Source organism: Aeromonas sp. s5 (assembly GCF_040907865.1).
Lineage (GTDB): Bacteria > Pseudomonadota > Gammaproteobacteria > Enterobacterales > Aeromonadaceae > Aeromonas > Aeromonas dhakensis.
In genome coordinates, this window is record NZ_JBFOCO010000008.1 from 24809 (window position 1) to 48566 (window position 23758).

The 23758-nt window shown below is 59.9% G+C and carries 27 protein-coding genes; 15 read left to right on the top strand and 12 right to left on the bottom strand.

Annotation, left to right across the window (positions count from 1 at the left end):
- Positions 1 to 46: 46 nt before the first annotated feature.
- The 3 genes from AB5Y94_RS06050 to AB5Y94_RS06060 form a co-directional block, all read right to left on the bottom strand.
- Entirely contained in the window at positions 47 to 574 is a 528-nt protein-coding gene (locus AB5Y94_RS06050; RefSeq protein ID WP_017780523.1) for a rhodanese-like domain-containing protein, read from the bottom strand.
- A gap of 1 nt (position 575) precedes the next feature.
- A complete protein-coding gene (locus AB5Y94_RS06055; RefSeq protein WP_368205180.1) occupies positions 576 to 998 on the bottom strand; it encodes a MauE/DoxX family redox-associated membrane protein in 423 nt (140 codons plus the stop codon).
- A 117-nt stretch (positions 999 to 1115) separates the two neighbouring features.
- Entirely contained in the window at positions 1116 to 1523 is a 408-nt protein-coding gene (locus AB5Y94_RS06060; protein ID WP_021463752.1) for a CesT family type III secretion system chaperone, read from the bottom strand.
- Between the two features lie 246 nt (positions 1524 to 1769).
- Here AB5Y94_RS06060 and AB5Y94_RS06065 point away from each other — a divergent pair, with 246 nt between their 5' ends.
- Positions 1770 to 3881, top strand: a complete 2112-nt coding sequence (locus AB5Y94_RS06065) for a hypothetical protein (protein WP_368205181.1) — start codon at positions 1770 to 1772, stop codon at positions 3879 to 3881.
- Between the two features lie 56 nt (positions 3882 to 3937).
- On the opposite strand, the gene AB5Y94_RS06070 is transcribed toward AB5Y94_RS06065, so the two are convergent.
- The 6 genes from AB5Y94_RS06070 to hpt all read right to left on the bottom strand — a co-directional run bounded on the left by AB5Y94_RS06070 (position 3938) and on the right by hpt (position 8696).
- On the bottom strand, positions 3938 to 4195 hold the full coding sequence (locus tag AB5Y94_RS06070) for a DUF3343 domain-containing protein (protein ID WP_274438173.1): 258 nt from the start codon (positions 4193 to 4195) through the stop codon (positions 3938 to 3940).
- Entirely contained in the window at positions 4192 to 4974 is a 783-nt protein-coding gene (locus tag AB5Y94_RS06075; protein ID WP_368205182.1) for an acyl-CoA dehydratase activase, read from the bottom strand. The genes AB5Y94_RS06070 and AB5Y94_RS06075 overlap by 4 nt, the downstream gene beginning before the upstream one ends.
- 9 nt (positions 4975 to 4983) lie before the next feature.
- Positions 4984 to 6135, bottom strand: coding sequence for a double-cubane-cluster-containing anaerobic reductase (locus AB5Y94_RS06080; RefSeq protein WP_368205183.1), 1152 nt, complete (start codon positions 6133 to 6135; stop codon positions 4984 to 4986).
- 231 nt (positions 6136 to 6366) lie between these two features.
- Entirely contained in the window at positions 6367 to 7140 is a 774-nt protein-coding gene (locus AB5Y94_RS06085) for an ABC transporter permease (protein ID WP_005304632.1), read from the bottom strand.
- Positions 7137 to 8054: an ABC transporter ATP-binding protein gene (locus tag AB5Y94_RS06090; RefSeq protein WP_005304633.1), complete on the bottom strand. Its 918-nt coding sequence runs from the start codon at positions 8052 to 8054 to the stop codon at positions 7137 to 7139. The genes AB5Y94_RS06085 and AB5Y94_RS06090 overlap by 4 nt, the downstream gene beginning before the upstream one ends.
- 111 nt (positions 8055 to 8165) lie before the next feature.
- A complete protein-coding gene (gene hpt, locus AB5Y94_RS06095) occupies positions 8166 to 8696 on the bottom strand; it encodes a hypoxanthine phosphoribosyltransferase (protein ID WP_005304637.1) in 531 nt (176 codons plus the stop codon).
- 200 nt (positions 8697 to 8896) lie between these two features.
- On the opposite strand from hpt, the gene AB5Y94_RS06100 reads away from it, so the two are divergent.
- Positions 8897 to 9511, top strand: coding sequence for a TetR/AcrR family transcriptional regulator (locus AB5Y94_RS06100; RefSeq protein ID WP_005304640.1), 615 nt, complete (start codon positions 8897 to 8899; stop codon positions 9509 to 9511).
- A 73-nt stretch (positions 9512 to 9584) separates the two neighbouring features.
- On the opposite strand, the gene AB5Y94_RS06105 is transcribed toward AB5Y94_RS06100, so the two are convergent.
- Positions 9585 to 10196, bottom strand: a complete 612-nt coding sequence (locus AB5Y94_RS06105) for a flavin prenyltransferase UbiX (RefSeq protein ID WP_139432620.1) — start codon at positions 10194 to 10196, stop codon at positions 9585 to 9587.
- Complete coding sequence (gene mpl, locus AB5Y94_RS06110) at positions 10193 to 11563, bottom strand: UDP-N-acetylmuramate:L-alanyl-gamma-D-glutamyl-meso-diaminopimelate ligase (protein ID WP_010636250.1); 1371 nt, start codon at positions 11561 to 11563, stop codon at positions 10193 to 10195. The genes AB5Y94_RS06105 and mpl overlap by 4 nt, the downstream gene beginning before the upstream one ends.
- Before the next feature lie 179 nt (positions 11564 to 11742).
- Here mpl and ppa point away from each other — a divergent pair, with 179 nt between their 5' ends.
- On the top strand, positions 11743 to 12273 hold the full coding sequence (ppa, locus tag AB5Y94_RS06115; protein WP_005304649.1) for an inorganic diphosphatase: 531 nt from the start codon (positions 11743 to 11745) through the stop codon (positions 12271 to 12273).
- Between the two features lie 25 nt (positions 12274 to 12298).
- Here ppa and AB5Y94_RS06120 read toward each other — a convergent pair whose 3' ends face one another.
- On the bottom strand, positions 12299 to 12661 hold the full coding sequence (locus AB5Y94_RS06120; protein WP_017780517.1) for a hypothetical protein: 363 nt from the start codon (positions 12659 to 12661) through the stop codon (positions 12299 to 12301).
- Between the two features lie 124 nt (positions 12662 to 12785).
- On the opposite strand from AB5Y94_RS06120, the gene AB5Y94_RS06125 reads away from it, so the two are divergent.
- The 12 genes from AB5Y94_RS06125 to AB5Y94_RS06180 all read left to right on the top strand — a co-directional run bounded on the left by AB5Y94_RS06125 (position 12786) and on the right by AB5Y94_RS06180 (position 23679).
- On the top strand, positions 12786 to 13664 hold the full coding sequence (locus AB5Y94_RS06125; protein ID WP_005304657.1) for a hypothetical protein: 879 nt from the start codon (positions 12786 to 12788) through the stop codon (positions 13662 to 13664).
- 258 nt (positions 13665 to 13922) lie between these two features.
- Positions 13923 to 14465, top strand: a complete 543-nt coding sequence (locus tag AB5Y94_RS06130) for a YtfJ family protein (protein ID WP_213344490.1) — start codon at positions 13923 to 13925, stop codon at positions 14463 to 14465.
- Between the two features lie 44 nt (positions 14466 to 14509).
- Positions 14510 to 14800, top strand: a complete 291-nt coding sequence (locus tag AB5Y94_RS06135; RefSeq protein ID WP_019840507.1) for a hypothetical protein — start codon at positions 14510 to 14512, stop codon at positions 14798 to 14800.
- Between the two features lie 35 nt (positions 14801 to 14835).
- On the top strand, positions 14836 to 15420 hold the full coding sequence (locus AB5Y94_RS06140) for a DUF2796 domain-containing protein (protein WP_368205184.1): 585 nt from the start codon (positions 14836 to 14838) through the stop codon (positions 15418 to 15420).
- A gap of 4 nt (positions 15421 to 15424) precedes the next feature.
- Positions 15425 to 16114 carry an ABC transporter ATP-binding protein gene (locus AB5Y94_RS06145; RefSeq protein WP_139399524.1) on the top strand — a complete coding sequence of 230 codons (690 nt, stop codon included), beginning with the start codon at positions 15425 to 15427 and terminating at the stop codon, positions 16112 to 16114.
- Entirely contained in the window at positions 16108 to 17355 is a 1248-nt protein-coding gene (locus tag AB5Y94_RS06150) for an ABC transporter permease (protein ID WP_368205185.1), read from the top strand. Before AB5Y94_RS06145 ends, AB5Y94_RS06150 begins: the two co-directional genes overlap by 7 nt.
- Positions 17356 to 17385: 30 nt before the next feature.
- Positions 17386 to 17865, top strand: coding sequence for a DUF3299 domain-containing protein (locus tag AB5Y94_RS06155; RefSeq protein ID WP_017787621.1), 480 nt, complete (start codon positions 17386 to 17388; stop codon positions 17863 to 17865).
- A gap of 139 nt (positions 17866 to 18004) precedes the next feature.
- The gene (locus AB5Y94_RS06160) at positions 18005 to 18871 is read left to right on the top strand and encodes a TIGR03899 family protein (RefSeq protein ID WP_005304693.1); all 867 of its coding nucleotides are present in this window, start codon (positions 18005 to 18007) and stop codon (positions 18869 to 18871) included.
- Positions 18872 to 19134: 263 nt separating this feature from the next.
- Positions 19135 to 20763 (top strand): PAS domain-containing methyl-accepting chemotaxis protein, encoded by a 1629-nt coding sequence (locus AB5Y94_RS06165; RefSeq protein WP_368205186.1) that lies wholly within the window; start codon positions 19135 to 19137, stop codon positions 20761 to 20763.
- A gap of 690 nt (positions 20764 to 21453) precedes the next feature.
- Positions 21454 to 22101 carry a glutathione S-transferase family protein gene (locus AB5Y94_RS06170; RefSeq protein WP_080689625.1) on the top strand — a complete coding sequence of 216 codons (648 nt, stop codon included), beginning with the start codon at positions 21454 to 21456 and terminating at the stop codon, positions 22099 to 22101.
- A 134-nt stretch (positions 22102 to 22235) separates the two neighbouring features.
- Entirely contained in the window at positions 22236 to 22583 is a 348-nt protein-coding gene (locus tag AB5Y94_RS06175; protein ID WP_338714371.1) for a hypothetical protein, read from the top strand.
- A 145-nt stretch (positions 22584 to 22728) separates the two neighbouring features.
- Positions 22729 to 23679: an alpha/beta hydrolase family protein gene (locus tag AB5Y94_RS06180; RefSeq protein ID WP_368205187.1), complete on the top strand. Its 951-nt coding sequence runs from the start codon at positions 22729 to 22731 to the stop codon at positions 23677 to 23679.
- Positions 23680 to 23758: the final 79 nt, after the last annotated feature.

The window sequence follows — 23758 nt, forward strand, 5'->3', positions numbered from 1 at the left end:
ACAAAGCCCGCATGCGCGGGCTTTGTTGTTTCTGAGCACTTCCTGCCTACTCGGCGCTGACCGGGTAACCCGCCCCTTTCCAGGCGAAGATGCCGCCCGGCACCCGATAGACCTGCTGATAGCCCTGGGTGACCGCCCAGGCGGCCCCGTTGTGGCTGCGGCCGCACTTGACGAAGCCGCAGTAGAACACCACAGGGCGGGTCTTGTCGTCTCCCAGCAGGGCCAGCAGCTGCTCGGGCGTGCCACTCCCCTCGACGATCTGGCTCCAGTCATCGCCGGACCTGGCCTCCTTCACGAAGGCAAAATTCCTGGCCCCCGGAATGTGCTCCTTCTTGTAGGAGTCCTCGAACGGCATGGTGTCGATGATCACCAGCGCCTCACCTTTGTCCATCCGGGTCTTCAGCTCGGCCACGGTCAGCAGCTGATAGCCCCCCTGCTGGGTCTCCTGGGAGAGCTGTACCGCCGCCTGCTCCAGTTTGGTCTCCTGCTCGAACTGGTTGTCGCCACAGCCACCGAGGGCAAAGCTGGCCGCAATCAGCGAGGCCATCAGGGTGCGGGATTGCAATCTCATCATGTCACTGCTCCTTTGGAACGGTAAAAACGGGGCGGGAGTGGCGCAGCAAGGCGCCAGCAAGCGTCAACAGCAGCAGATCCCGCAAGAGGGCCTGTGGCAGCGAGCCGAGATCAGCCCTGCCAAGACAGCCGCAAGAGATGTCGAGCCCGATGGCGATGCCATAGCCCAACACCGGAATAAACAGGGCGAGCAGCCCGATCACCAGCCACAGTCCCCAGCGCCGGTTGGCGATGACCGCCACGCCTGCGCAGAGCTCCAGCCCGATAAGCCCCCAGACGGCAAGGGGAATGAACGGCGACCAGAGCAGACCGAAGGCGCCGATCTGCTCGGCGAACAGCTCCGGCGCCGCCAGCTTGAACCCGGCGGAGACGACGAAAAATCCCCCCAGCGCCAACCTGGCCAACACCCGCAGATACACGGCCATGGACCACCTCTTTATGGATAGTCGCATATTCTATCAACAACAGATGGGGTCGCAATGACCTGGCTCAGGAGCTACGACAAATCCGATGTTGCTGACTTCGAACCGGTAAGGCAGTCGTTACACCCGGATGCTGCCAGCTTGCCTGGCTGCTGGTTCAGCCTCCTGAGACTGCCCCCGATCGTACTGGTGGGCCAGCAACTCGGCGGCAAGCTCGACGGCACGCTCCAGCAATATCAGCAGGCTCTCCAAAGTCAGGTGATCGAGCCACTCGCGAGTCCATATAAGGGTTTCACCCTGTTTGGTCTGGTCCAATAGAAAGGCCGGTTCGTCACCAAGATGATTGAGCAAAGGAGCATTGGGCATGGCGTGGCCCGGCAACAACAGATAGATCACCAGGTGTCCCTCATCCTCTGCCAGCGTCAATACCAACTCTTCGTTGATGGCGAGGGTGGTGACGGACTGGCCGCTGGCAGGCAAGGGTAAACCCAGTTCGGTAAAGAGGGTGGAGATGAGAGCGTGATACATGAATGAATCTCAGATTAGGGGAGAGAAGGACACCCTATGTGGTCGGCAAGTCGCTGCTTATCACCTAAGGCCAGCTTTTTTTAGGTTAGTGTCGGCTGAGAGGCGAGATATGCCGGAATTGTGAGCTGGCAGGCATCTTTAAAGGGGCTGTCCGAATCCTAAAAAAGGGGGGCCGAGAGTGACAGGGGAGAATGTCGGGCAGGCGTAGGCTGAAGATATACCTCTTTCCAAGTCAGGATCACTGCCATGCCCGAGATGAGAATTGCACCACAGGATTTGAATGCTGCTCGCACCCTGCCCAACGGGGACGAACCAGCTCAGCCAGCAACGGCGCACCTTGGCAACGTCCGATTGCGACTGCTGGATGCCGGCAACCGTGAGTTCGAACGTGGTATCCGTCGCGGGATCGGCCACATGCAGAGCCATGAACTCAAGGCTGTCAAACAAGCCGTACGCCAGTACCAGAATGGAAAGACTCCTTCGTTGGCCGGGCTGACCAAGATCGAGCAAGCGCTACAGTTCTGGATCGATTCAGGCAAAAACCGCTCCCGCCAGCAGGATCCCGTGCTGAAACAACTGGTGGCCGACATTGCCGCCCGTCGTCAGGCGTTGGGACAAACAGGAAGCGCCCCTTCGTTCCAGCTGTCCTGGCTCTGTAACGCACAGGGATTGGTCAATCAACCCATTGAGAGCAACCAGAAGATCCGCCAGTGGTGCAGTGAACTCGCCGGCCTGCAAAAGGAGGGGGCACACGATCTGTTCCATCACGAGCTGCAAAGAGGACTCGACCTGATGTACGGAGTGAGCGAGACCATGACGGCACGGCGGCTGGAGCGGGCTCCCACTCGGGAGGAGGTCGTCGACAGCCATGAGTGGAAGTGCTTCTGCGGCCTCTTGCGGGAGCGCTTCCCTGACGAGCTGACGCTCAAGCCGCAGGCCACCGCCGAGGAAAATGGTCGCGATATCCTGCTGACTCACAGCCAGTTGCTGGAGCTGACCCACCTCAAGGAGGTGTTGGCCCTCAGTATGGAGCAGAAGGTGAGTCAACAGGGAGAGATTGGCCTGCTCCGAACCGAGCTGCTGACGGCATTGGTCGATGGCCTGGATGAACCCTGGCTTGAACGCGAGGCTCAGGATAAAGCACTCTGGCAGAGGGAGGATAAGTCAGGAAAGCACTACCAGACCGGTGGGCGGGCCGAGATCAAGAACCCGCTAGAGACTGCCGGCAAGGAGCTGAAACCGGGCGAGCCAATGAGCCAGAAAGCCTTCAGCGGGCTGGGTCTGGTAAGCGCCAGTGCGCTGGTAGAAGCCTTTGCCAAAATCGAGATCGGCAAGTGGGAAGGTAGCCGTGATACTCCTGTGGGCGAATTTAGCGGCAAGGTAGCACTGACCCAGGAGAACAAGGCGAGTGCCAAGGCCGAGCTGGTGGTGGGCAAGGTGGAAGGCTCGTTGGCATTCAACCCAGCCACCCGCATCCTGAGTGAAACCGACGGTGATCGCTACAAGCCTGGCCCTCATGATGTGAGCCTACTACGCATCGGCGCCAGTGCCGAGCTGGTGAGCAAGCTGGGTCTCTCGGCCGAAGCCAGCTGGACGGTGGGCAATCTGCTCAACCTCAAGTTGGCAGGTACTGCCGAGGCAGGGATCAATGCCAAGCTGGAGGCGGGAGCGGCGGCAATTATGACGCCGGCGGGCCCTATCCTGAGCGCCACAGCCAATGCTTCGGCTTTTGTCGGTCTCAAGGCGGAAGGCAGTGCCCAGCTCAATCTGCTCAAGAGCCAGTATGCCGATGCCTATAGTCTCTCGGCCAAGGTGCGAGCATCAGCCAATGTTGGCGTCGGGGCATCGGCCGGAGCTACCGCGGCAATCGGACCTCAGGGGGCTAAACTCCATACCTCCCTCGGCGTAACGCTGGGGATAGGATCTGATGTGGGCTGGGAAGGCAGCGTCAACGCCATGGCGACCAAAGCCTATGCACTGGAGCTGGCGGCCCGCGCGGTGAATGCCTTTGATCAGCGCAAAGGGGAGATGCTTGAGGGGCTGGCGATGGCTTCCGGCAACGACCACCGCCTCTTCGAGCTGGCTCAACGAGTCGAAAGCCGGATCGACACACTCACGTCACAGCTTGACGAGTTGCAACTGGCAACCAGTGCAAACCGGATCAGGATGCAGGAAAGCCTTATCGATCCCGATATCGCCGCAGGCCGCAGCGCCATGGCCCAGGCCATCGATGACACCTTCGGGCTTGAGCGGGTCGATGAGCATGGGATCGTCACCGTGCCGGAGCGGGCAATTGAGCGCAATGAGAAACTTGAGCTCACCGCCCGGTTGCTCAAGGAGCATGCCATCAAGGTATAACGGTCCGCTAATGACAATGAACAAGAGGGGCTACCGCACGGGAGCCCCTCTGCTCTTCAGGTGATGGGATAGCGGGCCAGTTCGCAATACTCACCGTCTTCGTCACAGCGAAAGACGGCGGCGGTTTCGCCGCGCTGGCACCACTGCTGCCACTCCTCGGGCGGACAGTGCAGGCGGATGGCGAGACCGCAGCCGGCGCTGAGCCGGCGCGGCACGTCGCAGACCCGAAACGGGTGGGGCTGCTGCTCCAGCCGCTTGCGCAGCCTGAGTGTGCCGAGGGTGGAGTGGAACAGGTAGAGGAACTCTGCGTTCATGATTTGCCTCCCGTGCGGGCACGCGCACCGAACAGGGCCGCCCCCAGCGCACCGGCAAACTGGGCGTCCGGGTGGGTGGCCACGTCGCAGCCCAATCCTTGCGCCAGATAGTGGCGGAAGGTGGCGCAGTGGCTGACGCCGCCAGTGAAGAGCACTGTGGGTCTGGCACCAAGGCGGCCGATGAAGTTGGCACTGCGCCGGGCCATGGAGCGGACGATGCCGGCCAGGATCGACTCGGCGGGAATGCCCGCCGAACGCAGGCTGATCGCCTCCGACTCGGCAAACACGGTGCACATGCTGCTGATGTCGTGGGGCTCGGCCCCTTGCAGCAGCTCGTCGAGCTGTTCGACCCGCGCCCCCAGGGTGCGGGTGATCACCTCGAGAAAGCGGCCGGTACCGGCGGCGCACTTGTCGTTCATCAGAAAGTCGGTGAGGTTGCCCTCGCCATCGAGCTGGATCACCTTGCTGTCCTGGCCGCCGATGTCGATGACGGTGTGCACCGACGGACAGAGCAGGCGTGCCCCCAGCCCATGACAGGAGATTTCGGTGACCCGCCGATCGGCGAACGACGCCAGATCGCGGCCATAACCGGTCAGGGTCAGATGGGGGCGCTCCGGCAGCCCGGCCGAGAGCGTCTCCCAGCCTTGCTCGATGGCGGCCAGCGGACGAAAGGGGGTCGGCACCAGAAAGCGGCGGACGATGCGCCCGCCCTCTCTGTGGTCGAACAGGATCCCCTTGGTCGCGCTGGAGCCCGAGTCAATCCCGATGGTGAGTGACACGGCGCCTCCTCACAGCATCTCGATAAAGGCGGCCAGCCGGGTGGCCAGCTGTCCCTTGTCGGCGCTGGAGTAGTCGGTCTCGACCGCCATGTAGGGGATGCCGTGGCGATCGCGCACGTGGCGCTTGATGGCCAGCGACTCCACCGCATAGGTGTGACAGGCCTGCAGGATCACGTCGATCACCCCGTCCGCCTGATACTCCTCCACCATCTGGCTCAGCAACGTCATGCGCTGGTGGTTGGGGGAGATGCAGGAGCAACCGATGGCCAGATACTTGTCGGTCAGCGCATCGAACGGATCGCCCTCCTCGCTGACGCACTGCTCGGTCGCCTTGGCGCCGGTGCAGTTCTCGTAACCCACCACCCAGCCATCGTGCTCCTCGATGATACGCACCACCTTGTCGGCCGCGCCGCCGATGGGGCAGCCGGTGATGAGGATGCGCGGGCGGGCATCGAGCCGCTTGCCGTCGGCATAGTCGGCCTTGATGCGGCGGGTCATCTCCTGCAGCTCGCTGATGAGCTGCTCCTTGTCGAAGCGGAAGGTGGCGCCATAGACCACCTTGAGGATGTCGGTACCGCTCAGCGCCGGTGGGTTGAGCTGACCCAGCCGATAGAAGTCGGCCAGCGCGCGGCGCTCGCGGTTCTTCAGCACGATGGCGTCGCGCAGCACCTGCTCGCTGATGGGGTTGCCGAACTGCTGCTCCAGCAGCTCCTTGAAGCGGACGATCTCGCTGCGCCACAGGGTGCGGGAGGCCTCGTCATCGGCACGGTTGGGCAGCTGCATCACGTGCACCGGTTTGAACTCGGCCATGTACTCGTACATCTTCTTCTTGCCGTCGCAGGTGGTTTCCCCCACCACCAGATCGGAGAAGTAGAAGTAGGGGCACTTGTCGGTCTTGCCGAAACCGTAGCTGCTCTTGATGAGCGGACAGAGGTTGCGGGGCAGATCCTTTTCGGCCTCCTCGATGGTCTCGTCGCTGGTGGAGCAGAGCGAGACCACCACGGCGCCGGCGGCCATGGCCACCTCCTGCGGCATGAAGGTGCAGTAGGTGCCGACCAGGGGGATCTGTCGCTCCTTGAGTGCCATCACGGCCAGAAAGCCCTGCCGGCGGGCATCTGAAAAACTGTCGAAAATGGCTGGCAACTCGGTGATCAGTGACATAGGCGATCCTGCCCTGGTGAGAAAAAGAAGAGACGGAGGGCCCATTTTGCAGACCTTCCAACCGCGGGAATTATACCTTTGGGGGTAATCTGAAAATTGCGGTGGATCACAAGGTGCCGGATAAAACCTTGATATGAGGGTGGTTATTGACCCTGTTCGAGATGGGTCAGCGCAGGAGAGGTAAAAGAGGCAACAAAGAAACGGGCACCCCAGGGTGCCCGTTGCATTGCATCAGTGGCGCAGCCCGGTGCCGCGGGAGATGAGCCACCAGGCCAGACCGTAGAGAGCCACAATGAAGCCGATGATGATGAGGTAGGCGGTGCCGAGCGGCACGTCGGAGATCCCGAGAAAGCCGTAACGGAACGCGTTCACCATGTAGATGATCGGGTTCACCTGGGAGACCCCCTGCCAGAAGGGTGGCAGCAGGCTGATGGAGTAGAACACCCCGCCCAGGTAGGTGAGCGGCGTCAGCACGAAGGTGGGGATGATGCTGATGTCGTCGAAGGTCTTGGCAAACACCGCGTTGATGAGCCCCCCCAGCGAGAAGAGGATGGCGGTCAGCAGCACGGTGAAGCAGACGCTGAACAGGTGGTGGATCTGCAGCGGCACGAAGAACAGCGACACCAGGGTGACGATGAGGCCGACACAGAGGCCGCGCGCCACGCCGCCGCCGACGTAGCCGGCGATGATGACGTAGTTGGGCACCGGCGCCACCAGCAGCTCCTCCACGTTGCGCTGGAACTTGGCGCTGAAGAAGGAGGAGGCGACGTTGGAGTAGGAGTTGGTGATGACCGACATCATGATGAGGCCGGGCACGATGAACTCCATGTAGCTGAAGCCCCCCATGTCACCGATGCGGCCACCGATGAGGTTGCCGAAGATGACGAAGTAGAGGCTCATGGTGATGGCAGGCGGCACCAGGGTCTGGATCCAGATCCGGGTGAAGCGGCTGATCTCCTTGGCCAAAATGCTCTTGAAGGCGATGTAGTAAGTGGTCAGGTTCATGCTTTTCTCCCCTCCTCGACCAGGCTGACGAACAGCTCTTCCAGCCGGTTGGCCTTGTTGCGCATGCTCAGTACCTGCACCTGCTGGCTCGATAGCTGATCGAACAGGCTGTTGAGAGACTGGCTCTTGTCCAGATCCACCTCCAGGGTGCGTTCGTCCTGCATGCGGCCGTTGAACTCCGGCAGGTTCGGCACGGCGGAGCCCGGCGCCAGATCCAGCATGAAGGTCTCGCGGCCCAGCTTGCCCAGCAGCTTCTTCATGCTGGTGTTCTCGATGAGGCGGCCCTTGTCGATGATGCCGATGTTGCGACACAGCATCTCCGCCTCTTCCAGATAGTGGGTGGTGAGTATGATGGTGACGCCCTGCTCGTTGAGATCCTTGAGGAAATTCCACATGGAGCGACGGATCTCGATATCCACCCCGGCGGTCGGCTCGTCGAGGATCAGCAGCTTGGGCTCATGCATCAGGGCGCGGGCGATCATCAGCCGGCGCTTCATGCCGCCGGAGAGGGTGCGAGCCGGCATGTCGCGCTTGTCCCACAGGTCGAGCTGGCGCAGGTACTTCTCGGCGCGGATCTTGGCCTCGGCCCGCGGCACACCATAGAAGCCGGCCTGATGGGTGACGATCTGGATCACCTTCTCGAACTGGCTGAAGTTGAACTCCTGCGGCACCAGTCCGAGCTGGGCCTTGGCCTCTTCCAGGTGGGTGTCGATGTCGTAGCCGAACACCTTCACCTTGCCGGCACTCTTGTTCACCAGCGAGCTGATGATGCCGATGGTGGTGGACTTGCCCGCCCCGTTGGGGCCGAGCAGGGCGAAGAAATCCCCCTGTTTGACAGTGAGATCAATGCCTTTAAGGGCTTCGACGCCCCCCTGATAGGTCTTCTTCAGGCCGCTGATTTCCAGTGCGTTCATTGCAACCCCTGTGATGGCTCATCCCATCTCGAGACAGAAAAGGCGGCCAAGGCCGCCTGCAGACAGAAAATGGCGCTCTGCCACCTTGCCCGTTATATTCCTGAACCTTGCTTACTCTTGCGGTATTACCTTGCCGATGAACGGCAGATTGCGGTACTTCTGGGCATAATCGATGCCGCAGCCCACCACGAATTCATCGGGAATGGAGAAACCGATCCAGTCCACCGGCACCTGTACTTCACGGCGGGACGGCTTGTCCAGCAGGGTGCAGATGGCCAGGGATTTCGGCTCGCGCAGAGAGAGGATCTCGCGCACCTTGTTGAGGGTGTAGCCGGTGTCGATGATGTCTTCGACGATCACCACGTCCTTCCCTTTGATGTCGTCATCCAGGTCTTTCAGGATGCGCACGTCGCGGGTGCTGTGCATGCCGGAGCCATAGCTGGAGGCGGTCATAAAATCCAGGGTGATGGGCAGCTGGGTCTGGCGGCACAGGTCGGCCAGGAAGACGCAGGAGCCGCGCAGCAGGCCGATCATGACCACTTCATCAGAGCCCTGGTAACGGGCGGTGATCTCTTCACCCAATTTGGCGATCCGGGCGGCGACTTCAGCCTCGGAGATCATCACCTCGACAGTGTGTTTCATCACTTACTCCATAATGGCCAAAGCAAATTTGGCCGTTCATTAACGTCAAAACCGATGATTCTACCATTCAAGCCGAAGGGCGTCAGGCATACGTGATGCTTTTATCGGCTTATTTTAATTGATAGAGTTAGCAGGCCCTCGGGCATTATCGGTGACAATACTATAAACACCATAATCAATAACTATTAGATGAAAAAACTATGGAACCACGCGCAGAAATTAGACGTCGAACCCGGCTTTCGCCGGAGGCCCGACGCAATCAATTGATGGAATGTGCCATCGAGGTGTTCTCCCGTCGCGGCATCGGCCGTGCGGGTCACGCCGAAATCGCAGAACAGGCCAAGGTCTCGGTTGCTACCGTGTTCAACTATTTCAACACCCGTGAAGAGCTGGTGGATGAAGTGTTGGCCGAGATCGAACGTTTCGTGCATCAGATGCTGGAACAGGCCTACTCCGGCCAGGGCCCGGTCAGCGACAGCATTCGCCGCCACGTGAAGCTGTTTGTTGACGCCGCCTACGATCAGCCTGACCACGCCAGCATCTGGCTGGAGTGGAGCTCATCGGTGCGGGAAGAGGTCTGGCCCCGTTACGCCAAGCTGCTGGACAAGGCTCTGGAGCGCATTGCACCTCACCTGCAACGCGCCATGGATGCCGGCGAGATCCAGAGTGTGCTGTCGGCGCAGGATCTGGCCCGCTCCCTGACCGGCTTCGGCTACGTCATGATGCAGATGATCAATCAGCCACAACGCCCGAGCCGGGAAGAGGTGACCGATTTTCTGTTCAAGTACGTAACCGCCCCCATCCAGGCAGCCTAATCCGCTCCAGCAAAAAAGCGGCGCCGAACTGTTCAGGTCGGCGCCGCTTTTGTTTGTCCGCTATCCGCTCATCTCACCCTTTGGCGTAGCCCCAGCGGCGGGTCAGCGCGTGCTCGATCCCCAGATGATCGAGGATCCGCGCCACCATGAAGTCCACCAGATCCGCGATGCTTTTCGGCTCATGATAAAAGCCCGGCGCCGCCGGCATGATGGTCACCCCAAGGCGGGCCAGTTTCAGCATGTTCTCCAGGTGGATCGCCGAGAAGGGGCTCTCGCGGGGCACCAGAATGAGCTGGCCGCGCTCCTTGATCACCACGTCCGCCGCCCGCTCCAGCAGGTTGTCGGAGGTGCCGTTGGCAATGGCCGAGACGGTGCCCATGGAGCAGGGGCAGACCACCATCTGTCTGGGCGCTGCCGAGCCCGAAGCCACCGGCGAGAACCACTCCTCCTTGCCACAGGCGACGATCTGCCCCTCCTTGGCGCCATATTGGCGACAGAGAAAGGCAGAGAGCTCTTTCGGCGAGCCCGGCCACTCCTGCTGCTGCTCGGTCTTGAGCACCACACGAGCCGCCGAGGAGGCGAGCAGGTAGACCCGATAGTCCGCCTGTACCAGGCATTCCAGCAGGCGCAGGGCATAGGGGGCGCCGGAGGCACCGGTCAGCGCCAGGGTGATCGCTTTGTTCATAGCTGGCCGTGATAGTCCTTGAGGCGGGCGATCAGCTTGTCATGAATGCCGCCGAAGCCGCCGTTGCTCATGATCAGAATATGATCGCCATCGCGGCACTCGGCCACCAGCCGGTTGATCAGGGTCTCCAGATCGTTGAACACCTTGGCCGGTCGGGTCATGTGGGCGGTCACCTCGCCGAGATCCCAGCCGATGTTGGGCGGCTGGAAGAAGAACACCTCGTCGGCGCCATCGAAACAACCTGCCAGCTCTTCCTTGTGCACTCCCAGCTTCATGGTGTTGGAGCGGGGCTCCAGCACCGCCAGGATGCGGGCCTTGCCCACCTTGGCGCGCAGGCCGCCGAGGGTGGTTTCGATGGCGGTGGGGTGGTGGGCGAAGTCGTCATAGATGCTGATGCCGGCCACTTCCCCCTTGAGCTCCATCCGCCGTTTGGGAGACTTGAACTGGCAGAGGGCCGCAATGCCGTGCTCCACCATGACACCGGCATGGCGGGCGGCGGCGATGGCCATCAGGCCGTTGTTGACGTTGTGCTCGCCGATGCACTCCCAGTGCACTTCGCCCTGTTTCACGCCATCCAGCCACACCTCGAAGGCAGAGCCGTCGTCGGCCAGCTTGACCGCCTTCCACTTGGCATCGTCCTGACCCACCAGCTCCACCTCGCTCCAGCAGCCCATCTTGCGAACGGCGGTGAGGTTCTCGTCCCCCTTGGGGAAGAGCACTCGACCGTTGCTCGGCACGGTGCGCATCAGGTGGTGGAACTGACGCTGGATGGCGGCCAGATCCGGGAAGATATCCGCGTGGTCGAACTCCAGGTTGTTCATCACCAGGGTACGCGGGTGGTAGTGGACGAACTTGGAGCGCTTGTCGAAGAAGGCGCAGTCATACTCGTCAGCCTCGATGACGAAGAAGGGGGCGGAGCCGAGGCGGGCGGAGACCGGGAAATTGCCGGGCACGCCGCCGATGAGGAAGCCGGGCTCCAGCTTGGCGTATTCCAGTACCCAGGCCAGCATGCTGGCGGTGGTAGTCTTGCCGTGGGTGCCGGCGACGGCCAGCACCCAGCGATCCTGCAGCACGTGCTCCAGCAGCCACTGGGGGCCGGAGATGTAGGGCAGATTGCGGTCCAGCACATACTCCACACAGGGGTTGCCGCGGCTCATGGCGTTGCCGACTACCACCAGATCCGGCGCCGGATCGAGCTGGGAAGGGTCGTAGCCTTCGGTCAGTTCGATGCCCTGTTGCTCGAGCTGGGTACTCATGGGGGGATAGACGTTGGCGTCAGAGCCGGTGACCCGATAACCAAGCTGTTTTGCCAACACCGCCAGACCACCCATGAAGGTGCCGCAGATCCCGAGAATGTGAATATGCATACCGCTTCCTTTCGCAGTAAAGGGAAGTGCGCATTCTAACAAGGTGACGGCAATTTGGCAGACCCAAGCTGCACGGTATCCACCAACTCTGTCGCAGTGGCCCTGAAATATGGTCATTTGACGCGACATCGCTATAATATCGGCCTGCAAACTTGACTCCAACACTCAAAGGAAACGTCATGAGCCTGAATCTGGTACCGGCTGGCAAGAGCCTGCCCGACGACATCTACGTCATCATCGAAATCCCGCAGAACGCCGACCCGATCAAATACGAAGTCGACAAGGACAGCGGTGCCATCTTCGTTGATCGCTTCATGTCTACCCCGATGTTCTATCCGTGCAACTACGGCTACGTGAACGCCACCCTGTCTCTGGATGGTGATCCGGTTGACGTGCTGGTTCCGACTCCCTACCCGCTGCTGGCCGGCTCCGTCATTCGCTGCCGCCCGGTTGGCGTGCTGAAGATGACCGACGAATCTGGCGAAGACGCCAAGATCGTGGCCGTTCCGCACTCCAAGCTGACCAAGCAGTACGACCACATCCAGGATGTGAACGATCTGCCCGAGCTGCTGCGCGCCCAGATCCAGCACTTCTTCGAGCGCTACAAAGAGCTGGAAGCTGGCAAGTGGGTCAAGGTTGAAGGCTGGGGCGACAAGGCCGCTGCCGAAGCAGAGATCAAGAGCTCTGCCGAGCGTTACGCTGCCAAGTAAGCATAACCTTCGTGAAAAAGGCGCCTCAGGGCGCCTTTTTCGTGGGCTGTTGCTGGGGCTGACCCGGCGTCACACCGCTGGGATCCCCCTGTATATAGATGTCGCGTCCATCCTGCTGATAGGGCCGGTAGTAATTCCCCCCGCAGCGATAACTGCCACCAGCATCGCTCATCAGCTCGCAGTTCACCGGCAGCACCTCAAGCCACTTGATGGCCTGCTGAAAGCGCAGCCACTCCTGCCACTCATGTTCCTTCGCCAGCTTGTCGCGCAGGGCAAAGGTATCCGCGCTGGACATTCCCTGGTTGACGATGACAGGCCCCGCCGCGGCCGGCAGCGTGGCCAACAGCAGCAACAAGGGTGTGATTCGCTTCATGACGGTTTCCTGCATGACTTATTTCCAGAATTAAATTAAAAGCCCGATCAATCTGTTATCAAAATCACAAATGTCAGACTCATCCAAAGTCGGCCAGCTCACCTAGTTGTTTATTATCACCCCGAGCAGGATGCATATCATGAAACTGGCACAAGGTCTGTTGTTGAGTCTAGTGTTCGCGTCCATGGCCGGGGCCAACGAGGTCACCCTGAGCTGGCAGTGGCAATCGAGCGACGGTCAGCAGAAGCATCTGCAACTGAACGCAGACGAACGGGTCATCGCCGCCAGCCGCCACGAGATGACCCTGCTCGATGCCTCCCTCAACTATCCGCTGGAAACCCTCTACTCCTACATCAGCCCGCGGCTATACAACAGCATCAACCTTATCAATCAGACCAGCCCGGAGACCGCCACCAAGTTTCGCAATCTGGAGCAGGCCTTCACCCTGCACGACGACAGCATGGAGTCGACCCTGTTCTGGCAGGCCTATCAGCAATATCAGGACGACGCCTTCTATCAGATGCGGGTGGTGCCCTGCGTCCATCCTGCCAACCGCAAGCTGCCCTGCGTGCGCCCCAACTATTCCCAGCTGTTCTACCAGTTCAAGGGCGACCTGAGGCCCCTGGCGAAACAGTTCCTAGCCAAGGATCTCGCCACCAGTGTCGGCCTGCTGCAGGAGTGGCTGAGCGGCATTCCCACTCCGCCCGAACAGATGGACCACTTCGCACCTCCGCTGCAGGCCTTGCAGAACAACAAGGCGGACAGCGACGAGAAGGCGCTGCTGATGGCAAGCCTCTTGGCCGAGCTGGCCCCCCAGTACATGCTCAGCATCATCTATCCGAACATCAGCATTGGCAGCGTCTCGCCAGCCTGGCTGGCCATCACCGCCGACAGCGGCCTGAAAGGGGATACAGTGGTGATCGGCAATCAGCGTCACATACTGCTGACCGGCTCGCCCCTGCTGGCCCAGCAGATGACCATGGCCAAGATCCCGCTGGTGAGCGAGCCGCTCTACTGAGGCCTATCCCCTTCCTCAAGTCTGGCTGCAGAGCGCGGCCAGACTCCTCAAACCAGTTGATAAGCAATTGATTTTTATCGACTGCGTGCCATCCTAGCCGCCTTTGCCAGCCAGCCCCTGTGCTGGCTGGCAGTCGAACGCCTCAATGTCGGCTTTTATTTAACACTTTTTAAACAGATCCGATCAGTTTAGGATGAGTTCGGCCCCATTCCCTCAATGCAAAAATCGTTATAACATAACAAAAGGAGTGTCATCAGGATGAAACATCTCGTACTTACTCTGGCGCTGCTGCCAACGCTGGTCCTGGCTCACAACATCAAGGAGTCGGCCCAGGTGCCGCTGGTCAACATCGGCGACAAGGGTGAGCTGGTACTGAAAGAGAAAGAGATCGGCTATCAGCCCTGGCAAAGCAAGGTACTGACCGGCAAAGTTTTTCTGATCCAGCACATCGCCGGTCGCTCCAGCGCCAAGGAGCTCAACGCCCCCATGATCGAAGCGATCAAGGCGGCCAAGCTGCCCCACGACAAGTACCAGACCGTCACCATCATCAACAGCAATGACGCCATCTGGGGCACCTCCGGCTTCGTGAAGAGCAGTGCCGAAGACAGCAAGAAGGAATTCCCCTGGTCCGCCATGGTGCTGGATGCCAAGGGCATGGCCCGCAACGCTTGGGATCTGGCGCCGGAAAGCTCGGCCATCATCCTGCTGGACAAAGAGGGCAAGGTGCTGTTCGTCAAGGACGGTCAGCTCGATGCCAACAATATCGCTACCGTGATGGGGCTCATCCAGTCCCATCTCTAAGCCAGAGAAAAGGGGCGCTGATGGCGCCCCTTTGATAGGGGTCTATGGGTCGTACCAAGCTGAAAATCTGGTTGCTGCTGCTGGGCTGGTTGTGGTTGCAACCCGTGCTGGCACAACATCCGCTGGAAGCCGACCTGCCCGGCCACAACCACGCCTGCGTCCTCTGCGCCCTGCATCTGGATGGCAAGCTGGCACTCACCCCGACCCTGATCATCCCCTCGTCACAGGTCGTCATCGGCAAGCTCCTTGATGCCGCCTTGCCCAAACCTCATGCCACCCCCTCAGGTCAGTGCCGCATCCGCGCACCGCCACAACTTCATCGCTTATCCGGCTAAATCCATTTTTCAATAAACTTTTCAAAGGATTAACGATGAAAGCAGTCACCCTGTTACTGGCGGCCGCCGCATTTGGCGTGCAGGCAAACCACGATGAACACGACAGTCACGGCCACGGCGCCCACGAGCACGGCCACGGCCACCTCAACCTGGTGCTTGATGGCAACCAGCTGATGATCGAGCTGCAGGCCCCCGCCGCCGATCTGGTGGGCTTCGAGCACGCCGCCAAGAGCGATGACGAGAAGGCGCAATACGCCAAGGCCATGGCCCAGCTCAAGCAACCCGATGCCCTGCTGCGCTTCGACCCGGCCGCCGGCTGCACGCTGACCCAGCAGGCGCTGCAGGCCGCCAAGGAAGATCACGACCATGACCATGACCATGACCATGACCACCAGAAGTCTGACGGCAAGCACGACGAACACCAGCACGACGATGCCGGTCACGCCGACATGGGGGCCATGTACACCTACACCTGCGCGGAGCCAGCCAAGCTGACCGGGCTGGAAGCCACCCTGTTCAGCGTCTATCCGAGCCTGGAGAAGCTGAGCGTGCAGGGCATACTGCCCAGCGGCCAGACCGCGGCCGAGCTGACCCCCTCCGCCAACAAACTGAGCTGGTAACGCCATGAAAAATGCCGTGGTTGAGATCCGCGATCTGGCCTTTGCCTGGCCAGGTCACGAGGTTGTACTCGATCTGCCCGCCCTCACCATCGGCGAGGGGGAGCGGGTATTCATCAAGGGACCGTCCGGTTCGGGCAAGTCGACCCTGCTCGGCCTGCTGGCCGGGATCCAGACCGCCAACCACGGCACCCTGGAGGTATTGGGCCAGCCGCTGGCCCGACTCTCTGGCCGTGCCCGCGACCACTTCCGGGCGGCCAATCTGGGTTACATCTTCCAGCAGTTCAATCTGCTGCCGTTTTTATCCGTGCAGGACAACGTCACCAGCGCCCTCACCTTCTCCCCCGAGAAGCGGGCCCGGCTGCAGGGCAGCCCGGCCGAGGAGGCGCGCCGCCTGCTGCGGGAATTGCAACTGCCCGAGGAGGCGCTGCACAGGCCCGTCCATGCCCTCAGCATCGGCCAGCAGCAACGGGTAGCCGCCGCCCGCGCGCTGATCGGCTCACCGCCGCTGGTGATCGCCGACGAGCCCACCTCGGCGCTGGATACCGACAACCGGGCCGCCTTCATCAAGCTGCTGTTCGAGGAGTGCGACAAGCAGGGCTCGACCCTGGTCTTCGTCAGCCACGACCCCTATCTCGAGCCGCTCTTCCCGCGGGTGGAAAACCTGCAACAACTGAACAGGAGGGCAACATGCTGAAACTCGCCCTGCAAAGCCTCTGGGCCCGCCGCCTTACCGCCGGGCTCACCCTGCTGGCGGTCGCCATCAGCGTCACCCTGCTGCTCGGGGTGGAGCGAGTGCGCAACCAGGCGCGCGAGAGCTTCGCCAATACGGTGTCGGGCACGGACCTCATCGTCGGCGCCCGCTCCGGCCAGGTGAACCTGCTGCTCTACTCGGTGTTTCGCATCGGCAATCCCACCAACAACGTGGGCTGGGACGCCTATCAGGCCATCAAGCAACAACCCGGCATCGCCTGGACCATCCCGCTTTCCCTTGGTGACTCCCACAAGGGGTTTAGAGTGCTTGGCACCAATGGCGACTACTTCACACACTTGAAGTACGGCCAGCAGCAGGCACTGGTCATGCGCGAAGGGCGAGCGTTCGACACGCCGTTCGAGGCGGTGCTCGGCGCCCAGGTGGCCGAGAAGCTCGGTTATCACCTGGGGCAGTCCATCGTCATCGCCCACGGCGCTGGCAACACCTCGTTCAGCCAGCACGACAACCTGCCGTTCAAGGTGGTGGGGATCCTGGCACCGACCGGCACCCCCATCGATCGCACCATCCATGTGCCGCTGGCCGGTATCGAGGCGATCCACCTGGGCTGGGACACCGGCCGTCACAGCAAGAACGTGACCGCCGAGCAGGCACTGGCACAGGATCTCACCCCCAAGACCATCACCGCCTTCATGGTGGGGCTCAGCAACCGGATCCTGGCGTTCCAGCTGCAGCGCAGCGTCAACACCTACCGGGGCGAGCCGCTGATGGCGATCCTGCCGGGGGCCGCCCTGCAGGAGTTGTGGAGCCTGATAAGCGTGGCGGAGACGGCGCTGTCGGTGATCGCCGGCTTCGTGGTGGTGGCAGGCCTCATCGGCATGCTGACCACCCTGCTGGCCGGCCTCAACGAGCGGCGCCGGGAGCTTGCCATCTTGCGCTCCCTCGGCGCCGGCCCCTCCCACCTGTTCCTGCTGCTGGCGCTGGAGGCGATGGCCCTCACCACCGCCGGCATTGCGCTCGGGGTGGCCGCGCTCTACCTGGGCCAAGCCCTTGCCACCCCCTGGCTGCTCGGTCACTATGGCCTGCAATTGAGCCTGGGGCTGCCAAGCGCCCACGAGTGGCAACTGCTGGGGCTGGTCTGGCTGGCCGGCATGGTGATAGGCCTGTTGCCCGCCGCCCGCGCCTATCGCTACAGCCTGAGCGATGGCATGAGCATTCGCGTCTAGCCAGGCGCCCATAAAAAACGAGAAGGACAGATGATGAAGTGGAAAATCGTGGCGCTGCTGGCCGCCCTGCTGACGCTGCCGGCCATGGCCGCCGACTACAAGACCATCGACTGGGATGTACTCATTCCGGAAGGTGAAAAACTGCTGCCCCCACCCCAGGTGAGCCACGATGGCAATCTTGCCTCAGTGCCGCAGCCGGTGGGCGGGGTCAACAAGAAGCTGGACAACCAAGAGGTGCGCATCCCGGGCTTCGTGGTGCCGCTGGAGGGGGACGCCAAGAAGATCACCGCCTTCCTGCTGGTGCCCTACTTCGGCGCCTGCATCCATGTGCCGCCCCCGCCCACCAACCAGGTGGTCTATGTGAGCTACCCCAAGGGAGCGCCGGTGGACGACCTGTGGGACGCCATCTGGGTGAAGGGCAAGATGCGCACGGTCAGCTCCAGTCACGAGATGGCCACCGCCTCCTATTCGCTGGAGGCGGTCGAGGTCAGCGTCTACGAAGAGCAGTAACCAGGCACACACGGCCTCCCACGGGAGACCGTTTTGTTATCCGCGACGGCAAGAACCCGGCCAGTCCCTGCCTGAGGGATTGCCCGCCATCCCGGTTGGAGTAACATTCAAGGCTAGACCTTGCGATCACGGAGCCAGCATGGCTGACCTGCCCCCGCCCAAGAAAGAGAGTTCCATCCTGAGCAGCCAGGAGCAGACCCTGCGCCTGGCCCGCAGCCGCGGCATCGACGGCATGCTCACCCGCAACAGCGACAGCACCTTCGAGCAGCGCGCCGCCTTTCGCCAGCTGGCGGATCAGGCCGCCCGCCAGCGCAACCTGGAATCCATCATGGTGATGGCCTCCCGCCACTGCGAGGAGACCGCCGCCGGCGGCGAGATGGACAGCGACTGGCTGACCCACTTCCTGCAACTGGCGGAAGACATCAGCATGGTGCCCATGCAGCAGCTGTGGGGCCGCATCTTCGCCATCGAGATCGCCACCCCGGGCCGCTTCTCCATCCGAGCGCTCACCACCCTCAAGGAGATGACCCAGCGCGAGGCCCAGCTGTTCCAGCGCATCTGCTCCCTCTCCTGCCACTACGTGGGCAGCGACGAGCAGCGGCTGCTGCTGGGGCTGCACAAGGGGGCCAGCCTGCTCAGCCGCGCCCGGGTGACCCGGCTCGGCCTTGGCAAATACCGCATCCCCTACAACGCCCTGTTGCAGCTGTTCGAGCTCGGCCTGCTGCACCGCGGCGAGCTGGAGTCTGGCCCGCTGCCCGCCGACGGGGTGGAGCTGGAGTTCGGCGATCAGCGCTGGCGCCTGCAGCGCAAGCAGGCCAACATCACCCTGCTCTACTACCGGTTGACCCCGGTCGGCAACGAGCTCGCCCAGCTGCTGCAGGAGCCGCCGCTGGAGGAGTACCTGCAGGATCTGAAAACCGTGCTGGTGCAGGGGCTGCAGATCGAGACCATGATGCTGACCCCGCCCGCCGGGCCTGAGCCGGCCCCGGCCGAACCGACCCCCTGATCCTCCGGAGCCCGTCAGGGCTCCGCTGTTTTGCGCCTGCCGCCGCCGCTCGCGAAATGGCGCCGCCGTTGCCAAAACGGTTCCTGAAATGCAAATCCGCCGCCTCTGACTCGCCAGCCCCACACCCGCAGATCCGCTCGCTACCGGCCATCGCCCCCCGCCGTACCGCATGAGTGCCGCATGATCGACGATTTTCCCCCCCGCTGGTGCAGCCCTTGCATTGGTGATGACTCCTTCCCCACAACCCGGTTTCGGAGCACACCATGAGAGTCAATCAGCCTGTCACCCAGCATGAGCGTCGCTATCCCGAACACCAGCACCTCATCTCCACCACGGATCTGGAGAGCCGTATCACCTACGCCAACGAGGAGTTCTGCCAGATCGCAGGCTTCACGCTGGAGGAGCTGCAGGGGGAGCACCACAATCTGGTGCGCCATCCGGATATGCCCAAGCAGGCCTTCGCCGACCTCTGGCACCATATCCGGGCCGGCAAGAGCTGGATGGGGCCGGTGAAGAATCGCTGCAAGAACGGCGATCACTACTGGGTCAGCGCCTTCGTCACGCCGATCAAGGATGCCCACGGCAAGGTGGTGGAGTATCAATCGGTGCGTACCGCCCCCAGCGAGGAGATCAAGCAGCGGGCCGAGCGCATCTATGCCGGGCTGCGCGCCGACAAGGCGCCGCTGGCGCTCAGGCTGCCGGCCTTCTCCCACACGCTGGCAATCACCCTCTGCCTGCTGCCGAGCCTGGTGGCCATGATGGCGCTGGGGTATGAGCAGGCCTCCGGCTGGCTGCTGGCCCTGGCCGTGCTGCCTTTGCTGCTGGTGGCCATGATCACCCAGGCCCTGAACCGTCGCCTCGGCAAGCTCGACAAGCTGGCCCGCAGCCGCTTTGACAACCCGCTGATGCAGCTGCTCTACACCAACAAGGTCGACAACATCGCCGCCATCGAGCTCGCCATGCTGATGAATCAGGCCGAGTTCAACGCCGTGCTGGCGCGCACCCAGCAGACCTGCAGCCGGATCCTGCACTCGGCGGAAGGCGATCTGCGCAATGCCGAATCCATCACCAGCAACCTGCAGCAACAACAGGCCGAGACCAATCAGGTCGCCACCGCCATCACCCAGATGGCCGAGTCGATCCGTGAGGTGTCCCACAGCTCCACCGCCGCATCCGACCTGCTGGATGAAACCGCCGACCTGTTCCGGGAGGGCAACCGCAGCGTGCAGGAGACCATAGGGGCGGTCGAAGGAATGCACGGCGAGATCGCTACCTCCAAGACGGTGATCCACACCCTGGCGACCCAATGCCGGGATATCGACGGCATCCTGGACGTCATCAACAGCATCGCCAACCAGACCAACCTGCTGGCCCTCAATGCGGCCATCGAGGCGGCCCGTGCCGGTGAGGCGGGCCGTGGTTTCTCGGTGGTGGCGGACGAGATCAGATCCCTGGCCATCAAGACCCAGGCCTCCACCGGCGAGATCCAGAAGATGATCAACCTGCTGCAAACCAGCGCGGCCAACGCCGAGCAGGCGATGGAAAAGGGGGGGGATCTCTCCGCCAGCTGCCAGCAGAAGGCCTCCGCCACCGGCACCATACTGCAGCAGATCAACAGCATGTTGCAGCAGGTCGCCTCCGGCAGCAGCCAGATAGCCCAGGCCGTGCAGGAGCAGTCCCAGGTCACTGCCGACATCGACCGCAACGTGCTCAGCATCAAGACCCTGGCCGATGACTCAAGCCAAGGTAGTCAGCATGCCGTCCACGGCATCAACCAGCTGGTGCGGCAACTGAGTGACCTGGATCGGCTGGTTCGCCAGTTCCAGCAGCAACCCGCCTCTCCACAACCCGCCAACCCCAGCCCCGCCGGCCAGGTGGTGCTGGCCCGCTGATCCCGAGACCGTGCGCTAACCACAAAAAAGGGCCCCTGTCGTCACCGGCAGCGGGCCCATTTATCTCTGGTGGGAAACGCAGATCTGACCGGGCCGGGATGCCCATACCATCACTGGCCCGGCCTTGATGTCATTACCTTGGCATCTGCTCTGCAACTCATTCAACAGAGTGGCATCCCGCAGTTCATTCCCCCCGCCCAAATACGCAGCGAGCATTGAGAAAGTACGGACGCTGAGATACCTCTATCGCCCGCCCCCCCATGGCAGCTCAATTTATTGATCTTGCCCGAAAAATCACCCACTCCCCCTTCCCTAACCAGCTCCGTTCGGTAACATGGCCATCAGATCCCCTCTTGTCGCAGTCAGCCATGTACCAGACCAGAGCCACACCGCAGGGAAAAGCAGCAAGCTGGAGGCTGGAATTCAGGGGCGGTAGCCTTGCCGATGATTCCCACAACCAACTCCCTTACTGTTTCTTTATTCGGTAGTAATGGAGGCGCTAAAAGAGGACGTAAAGTGACGTCATTAAGCCTCAAAGAGGTAAAGTTAAACCATTTATTAAAAACATCATTTTCATTCCTGGCATTAAGGCCGGGTAGTATTATATGTAAGGCGGTTATAACGTGTTAGTACCGTCTTACATCTCACCACTATTATGAGTATTTTATATTTCACGGACAGGAGCCAGTTTTGTTCAAACTTTACTATTATCCGAACAATGCGAGTTTAGCTCCTCATTTTTTACTTCATCATGTGCAAGCAGATTATGAGCTGTTGTTAGTCGATAAAAAGTCTAATACTCAGAAGTCAGCTGACTATTTAAAGTTAAATCCAGCAGGTCGCATTCCAACATTGGTCGTTGACGGCCAGGCCATTTTCGAAAGCCCTGCGATTTGTATCCATATTTGTGAGTTGCATCCTGAATACAAATTAATCCCTCTTATTGGCGATCCGAAAAGACCATTATTTTTCCAATGGCTGTCATTCCTAAATAATACCCTCCAAGCCGAATTGATGGTTCGCTACTATCCCCATAAACATACAACTGATGAAGCTTCAATCCCTAGCGTGATAGCTGCACAGGATGAGCGTATAGCGGAAGCCTTATCTATTATCAACGACCAACTAGAAAACAATGAGTATTTGTTGGGTGATAAATTTTCAGCATGTGATTACTTTCTATTTATGCTTGCAGGGTGGTCCCTGCCAATCAAACGTTCACCAATGACCTTTAATCACTTAGCGCTGTACTTACAGCGTCTTAGCGAGAATACAACGGTAAGAGCAGTTTGTGAACTTGAAGAAATAAACCTGACTCCCTTTGAGTCACACTCATAACCAACGCCTCAAGAGGGACTGTCAACGCGTGACGATTCAGACCATGACCACAGTGGCTATCGTTGTTGCTACTGCGTTTAGCTGTCGTGCGTTACCAGCCCCTTGGCGGGCATTATAAATCACAAGGACGTGTCATGAAAAAATTATATATTGGAACCATATTCTTACTTAGCTCAAGTGTCTTAGCCAATCCATATAAAAGTGAATTTGTTGATGTTTCAATTCAAGTGCAAGAAGGTAAAGAAACTTTTCAACTAATCTGTCAGCCTAAAGTCACCATAGGGGAATTACCAGGAAACTGGGTCGATGTTTGCAATGATATTGGCAAGAAAATTTTGGAGTTAGCTGTCGAAAGTGGAGTGAAAGTAGATCCCGTTGAAAAAGCATTTGGTTTGGCTGGCGATTTTGTTCAAAAAGCGTCTAGTGACTTGCCAGAGAATGTTATCCCCACACAAATTATTAGCCGTGAATTTGGTGGTTAATCGCTGATAACAAGGCGCGAATGCCAATAAAAGCCAGGCTGGGGCGGTTTTCACTACGCGTCCTCAGCCCTTTATCCATTCAAGAGGAATGAAGGTTTCAGCACCGATTAACATACTGCCTCTATGATTACTATCAGGAAATAAGATGCAAGTCCGCGTAATATCTTTACTCTTGCTCATGTTGACCTGCTCGGTAAGCGCAACAGAGATCATGACTCGCACTGCCAGCAGGGATGATGGTTCGCCTATCTCCTATTACTTGGTCCAACATTCCCATGATACAGATACCTTGCTATTGATTCTGCAAGGTTCTGATTGCAACAGCGTGCTTAACATTGATTCGATACTCTCTGACTATAAAGATGTTTGGCCAGAAGCTGATATTCTGCTAGTCGAAAAGTACGACATTGACAGAAAATTAAAATACAGTACCGATCCGGCACGCAAGGATTGTCCTGCTCAGTACCTTGAAAAGGACAGCCCTGCACAGCGGGTCGCGGATATCGAAACTGTGCTCGATATCGTTCGAAAAGATGGGCAATACAAAAAGTTCATCCTATTGGGCGGCAGTGAAGGGGCCGTTATTGCCAACCTAGTGACCGCAGCAGTTGACTATATCGATGCCACCGTCGCCTTTAATGGCGGTGGCCGCTGGTTTATCGATGACGTCTCACACAGCATCGCTGCAGAGCATAAAAATCTCGAAACGGCGAGAAAAGAGATCGACGGTTTTAAAGGGTTTGCCGAACATGTTCTTAACAGCAAACCATTTGAACTTGAAGTGAGCGGACACGGCTATCATTGGTGGCAGCAGATGCTCTCCCTCGATCAACTTGATACCCTGCAAAACATAAAATCTCCTTTGCTGATCATTCAGAGTGGAATGGATACTTCGGTATCACCGCAAAAAACAGATGAGTTGATGCAACGCCTTAAAGAGCTCGGGAAGAACAATATCGAATATCGGCGTTACGAAGCACTGGATCATGGGTTGAAAAACAGTGACGGGACAAGCCTTCGCAAAGAAGTCATCGGCGATATGAATTTATGGTTACAGTCCAAGCTAGGCGACCCGAAGAAGTTCAATCCCCACTGATTTAGACCTGCTGACAATGCATTGATGTAAAGCTTTTTATAACGACTATCAGGATGGAGTGCAGTCATAAAGTAACCCC

Bases quoted from the DNA above. Each gene is read 5' to 3' on its own strand.
- AB5Y94_RS06050 (WP_017780523.1), bottom strand. From the start codon at position 574: ATGATGAGATTGCAATCCCGCACCCTGATGGCCTCGCTGATTGCGGCC.
- AB5Y94_RS06055 (WP_368205180.1), bottom strand. From the start codon at position 998: ATGGCCGTGTATCTGCGGGTGTTGGCCAGGTTGGCGCTGGGGGGATTT.
- AB5Y94_RS06060 (WP_021463752.1), bottom strand. From the start codon at position 1,523: ATGTATCACGCTCTCATCTCCACCCTCTTTACCGAACTGGGTTTACCC.
- AB5Y94_RS06065 (WP_368205181.1), top strand. From the start codon at position 1,770: ATGCCCGAGATGAGAATTGCACCACAGGATTTGAATGCTGCTCGCACC.
- AB5Y94_RS06070 (WP_274438173.1), bottom strand. From the start codon at position 4,195: ATGAACGCAGAGTTCCTCTACCTGTTCCACTCCACCCTCGGCACACTC.
- AB5Y94_RS06080 (WP_368205183.1), bottom strand. From the start codon at position 6,135: ATGTCACTGATCACCGAGTTGCCAGCCATTTTCGACAGTTTTTCAGAT.
- AB5Y94_RS06085 (WP_005304632.1), bottom strand. From the start codon at position 7,140: ATGAACCTGACCACTTACTACATCGCCTTCAAGAGCATTTTGGCCAAG.
- AB5Y94_RS06090 (WP_005304633.1), bottom strand. From the start codon at position 8,054: ATGAACGCACTGGAAATCAGCGGCCTGAAGAAGACCTATCAGGGGGGC.
- hpt (WP_005304637.1), bottom strand. From the start codon at position 8,696: ATGAAACACACTGTCGAGGTGATGATCTCCGAGGCTGAAGTCGCCGCC.
- AB5Y94_RS06100 (WP_005304640.1), top strand. From the start codon at position 8,897: ATGGAACCACGCGCAGAAATTAGACGTCGAACCCGGCTTTCGCCGGAG.
- AB5Y94_RS06105 (WP_139432620.1), bottom strand. From the start codon at position 10,196: ATGAACAAAGCGATCACCCTGGCGCTGACCGGTGCCTCCGGCGCCCCC.
- mpl (WP_010636250.1), bottom strand. From the start codon at position 11,563: ATGCATATTCACATTCTCGGGATCTGCGGCACCTTCATGGGTGGTCTG.
- ppa (WP_005304649.1), top strand. From the start codon at position 11,743: ATGAGCCTGAATCTGGTACCGGCTGGCAAGAGCCTGCCCGACGACATC.
- AB5Y94_RS06120 (WP_017780517.1), bottom strand. From the start codon at position 12,661: ATGCAGGAAACCGTCATGAAGCGAATCACACCCTTGTTGCTGCTGTTG.
- AB5Y94_RS06125 (WP_005304657.1), top strand. From the start codon at position 12,786: ATGAAACTGGCACAAGGTCTGTTGTTGAGTCTAGTGTTCGCGTCCATG.
- AB5Y94_RS06130 (WP_213344490.1), top strand. From the start codon at position 13,923: ATGAAACATCTCGTACTTACTCTGGCGCTGCTGCCAACGCTGGTCCTG.
- AB5Y94_RS06135 (WP_019840507.1), top strand. From the start codon at position 14,510: ATGGGTCGTACCAAGCTGAAAATCTGGTTGCTGCTGCTGGGCTGGTTG.
- AB5Y94_RS06140 (WP_368205184.1), top strand. From the start codon at position 14,836: ATGAAAGCAGTCACCCTGTTACTGGCGGCCGCCGCATTTGGCGTGCAG.
- AB5Y94_RS06145 (WP_139399524.1), top strand. From the start codon at position 15,425: ATGAAAAATGCCGTGGTTGAGATCCGCGATCTGGCCTTTGCCTGGCCA.
- AB5Y94_RS06150 (WP_368205185.1), top strand. From the start codon at position 16,108: ATGCTGAAACTCGCCCTGCAAAGCCTCTGGGCCCGCCGCCTTACCGCC.
- AB5Y94_RS06155 (WP_017787621.1), top strand. From the start codon at position 17,386: ATGATGAAGTGGAAAATCGTGGCGCTGCTGGCCGCCCTGCTGACGCTG.
- AB5Y94_RS06160 (WP_005304693.1), top strand. From the start codon at position 18,005: ATGGCTGACCTGCCCCCGCCCAAGAAAGAGAGTTCCATCCTGAGCAGC.
- AB5Y94_RS06165 (WP_368205186.1), top strand. From the start codon at position 19,135: ATGAGAGTCAATCAGCCTGTCACCCAGCATGAGCGTCGCTATCCCGAA.
- AB5Y94_RS06175 (WP_338714371.1), top strand. From the start codon at position 22,236: ATGAAAAAATTATATATTGGAACCATATTCTTACTTAGCTCAAGTGTC.
- AB5Y94_RS06180 (WP_368205187.1), top strand. From the start codon at position 22,729: ATGCAAGTCCGCGTAATATCTTTACTCTTGCTCATGTTGACCTGCTCG.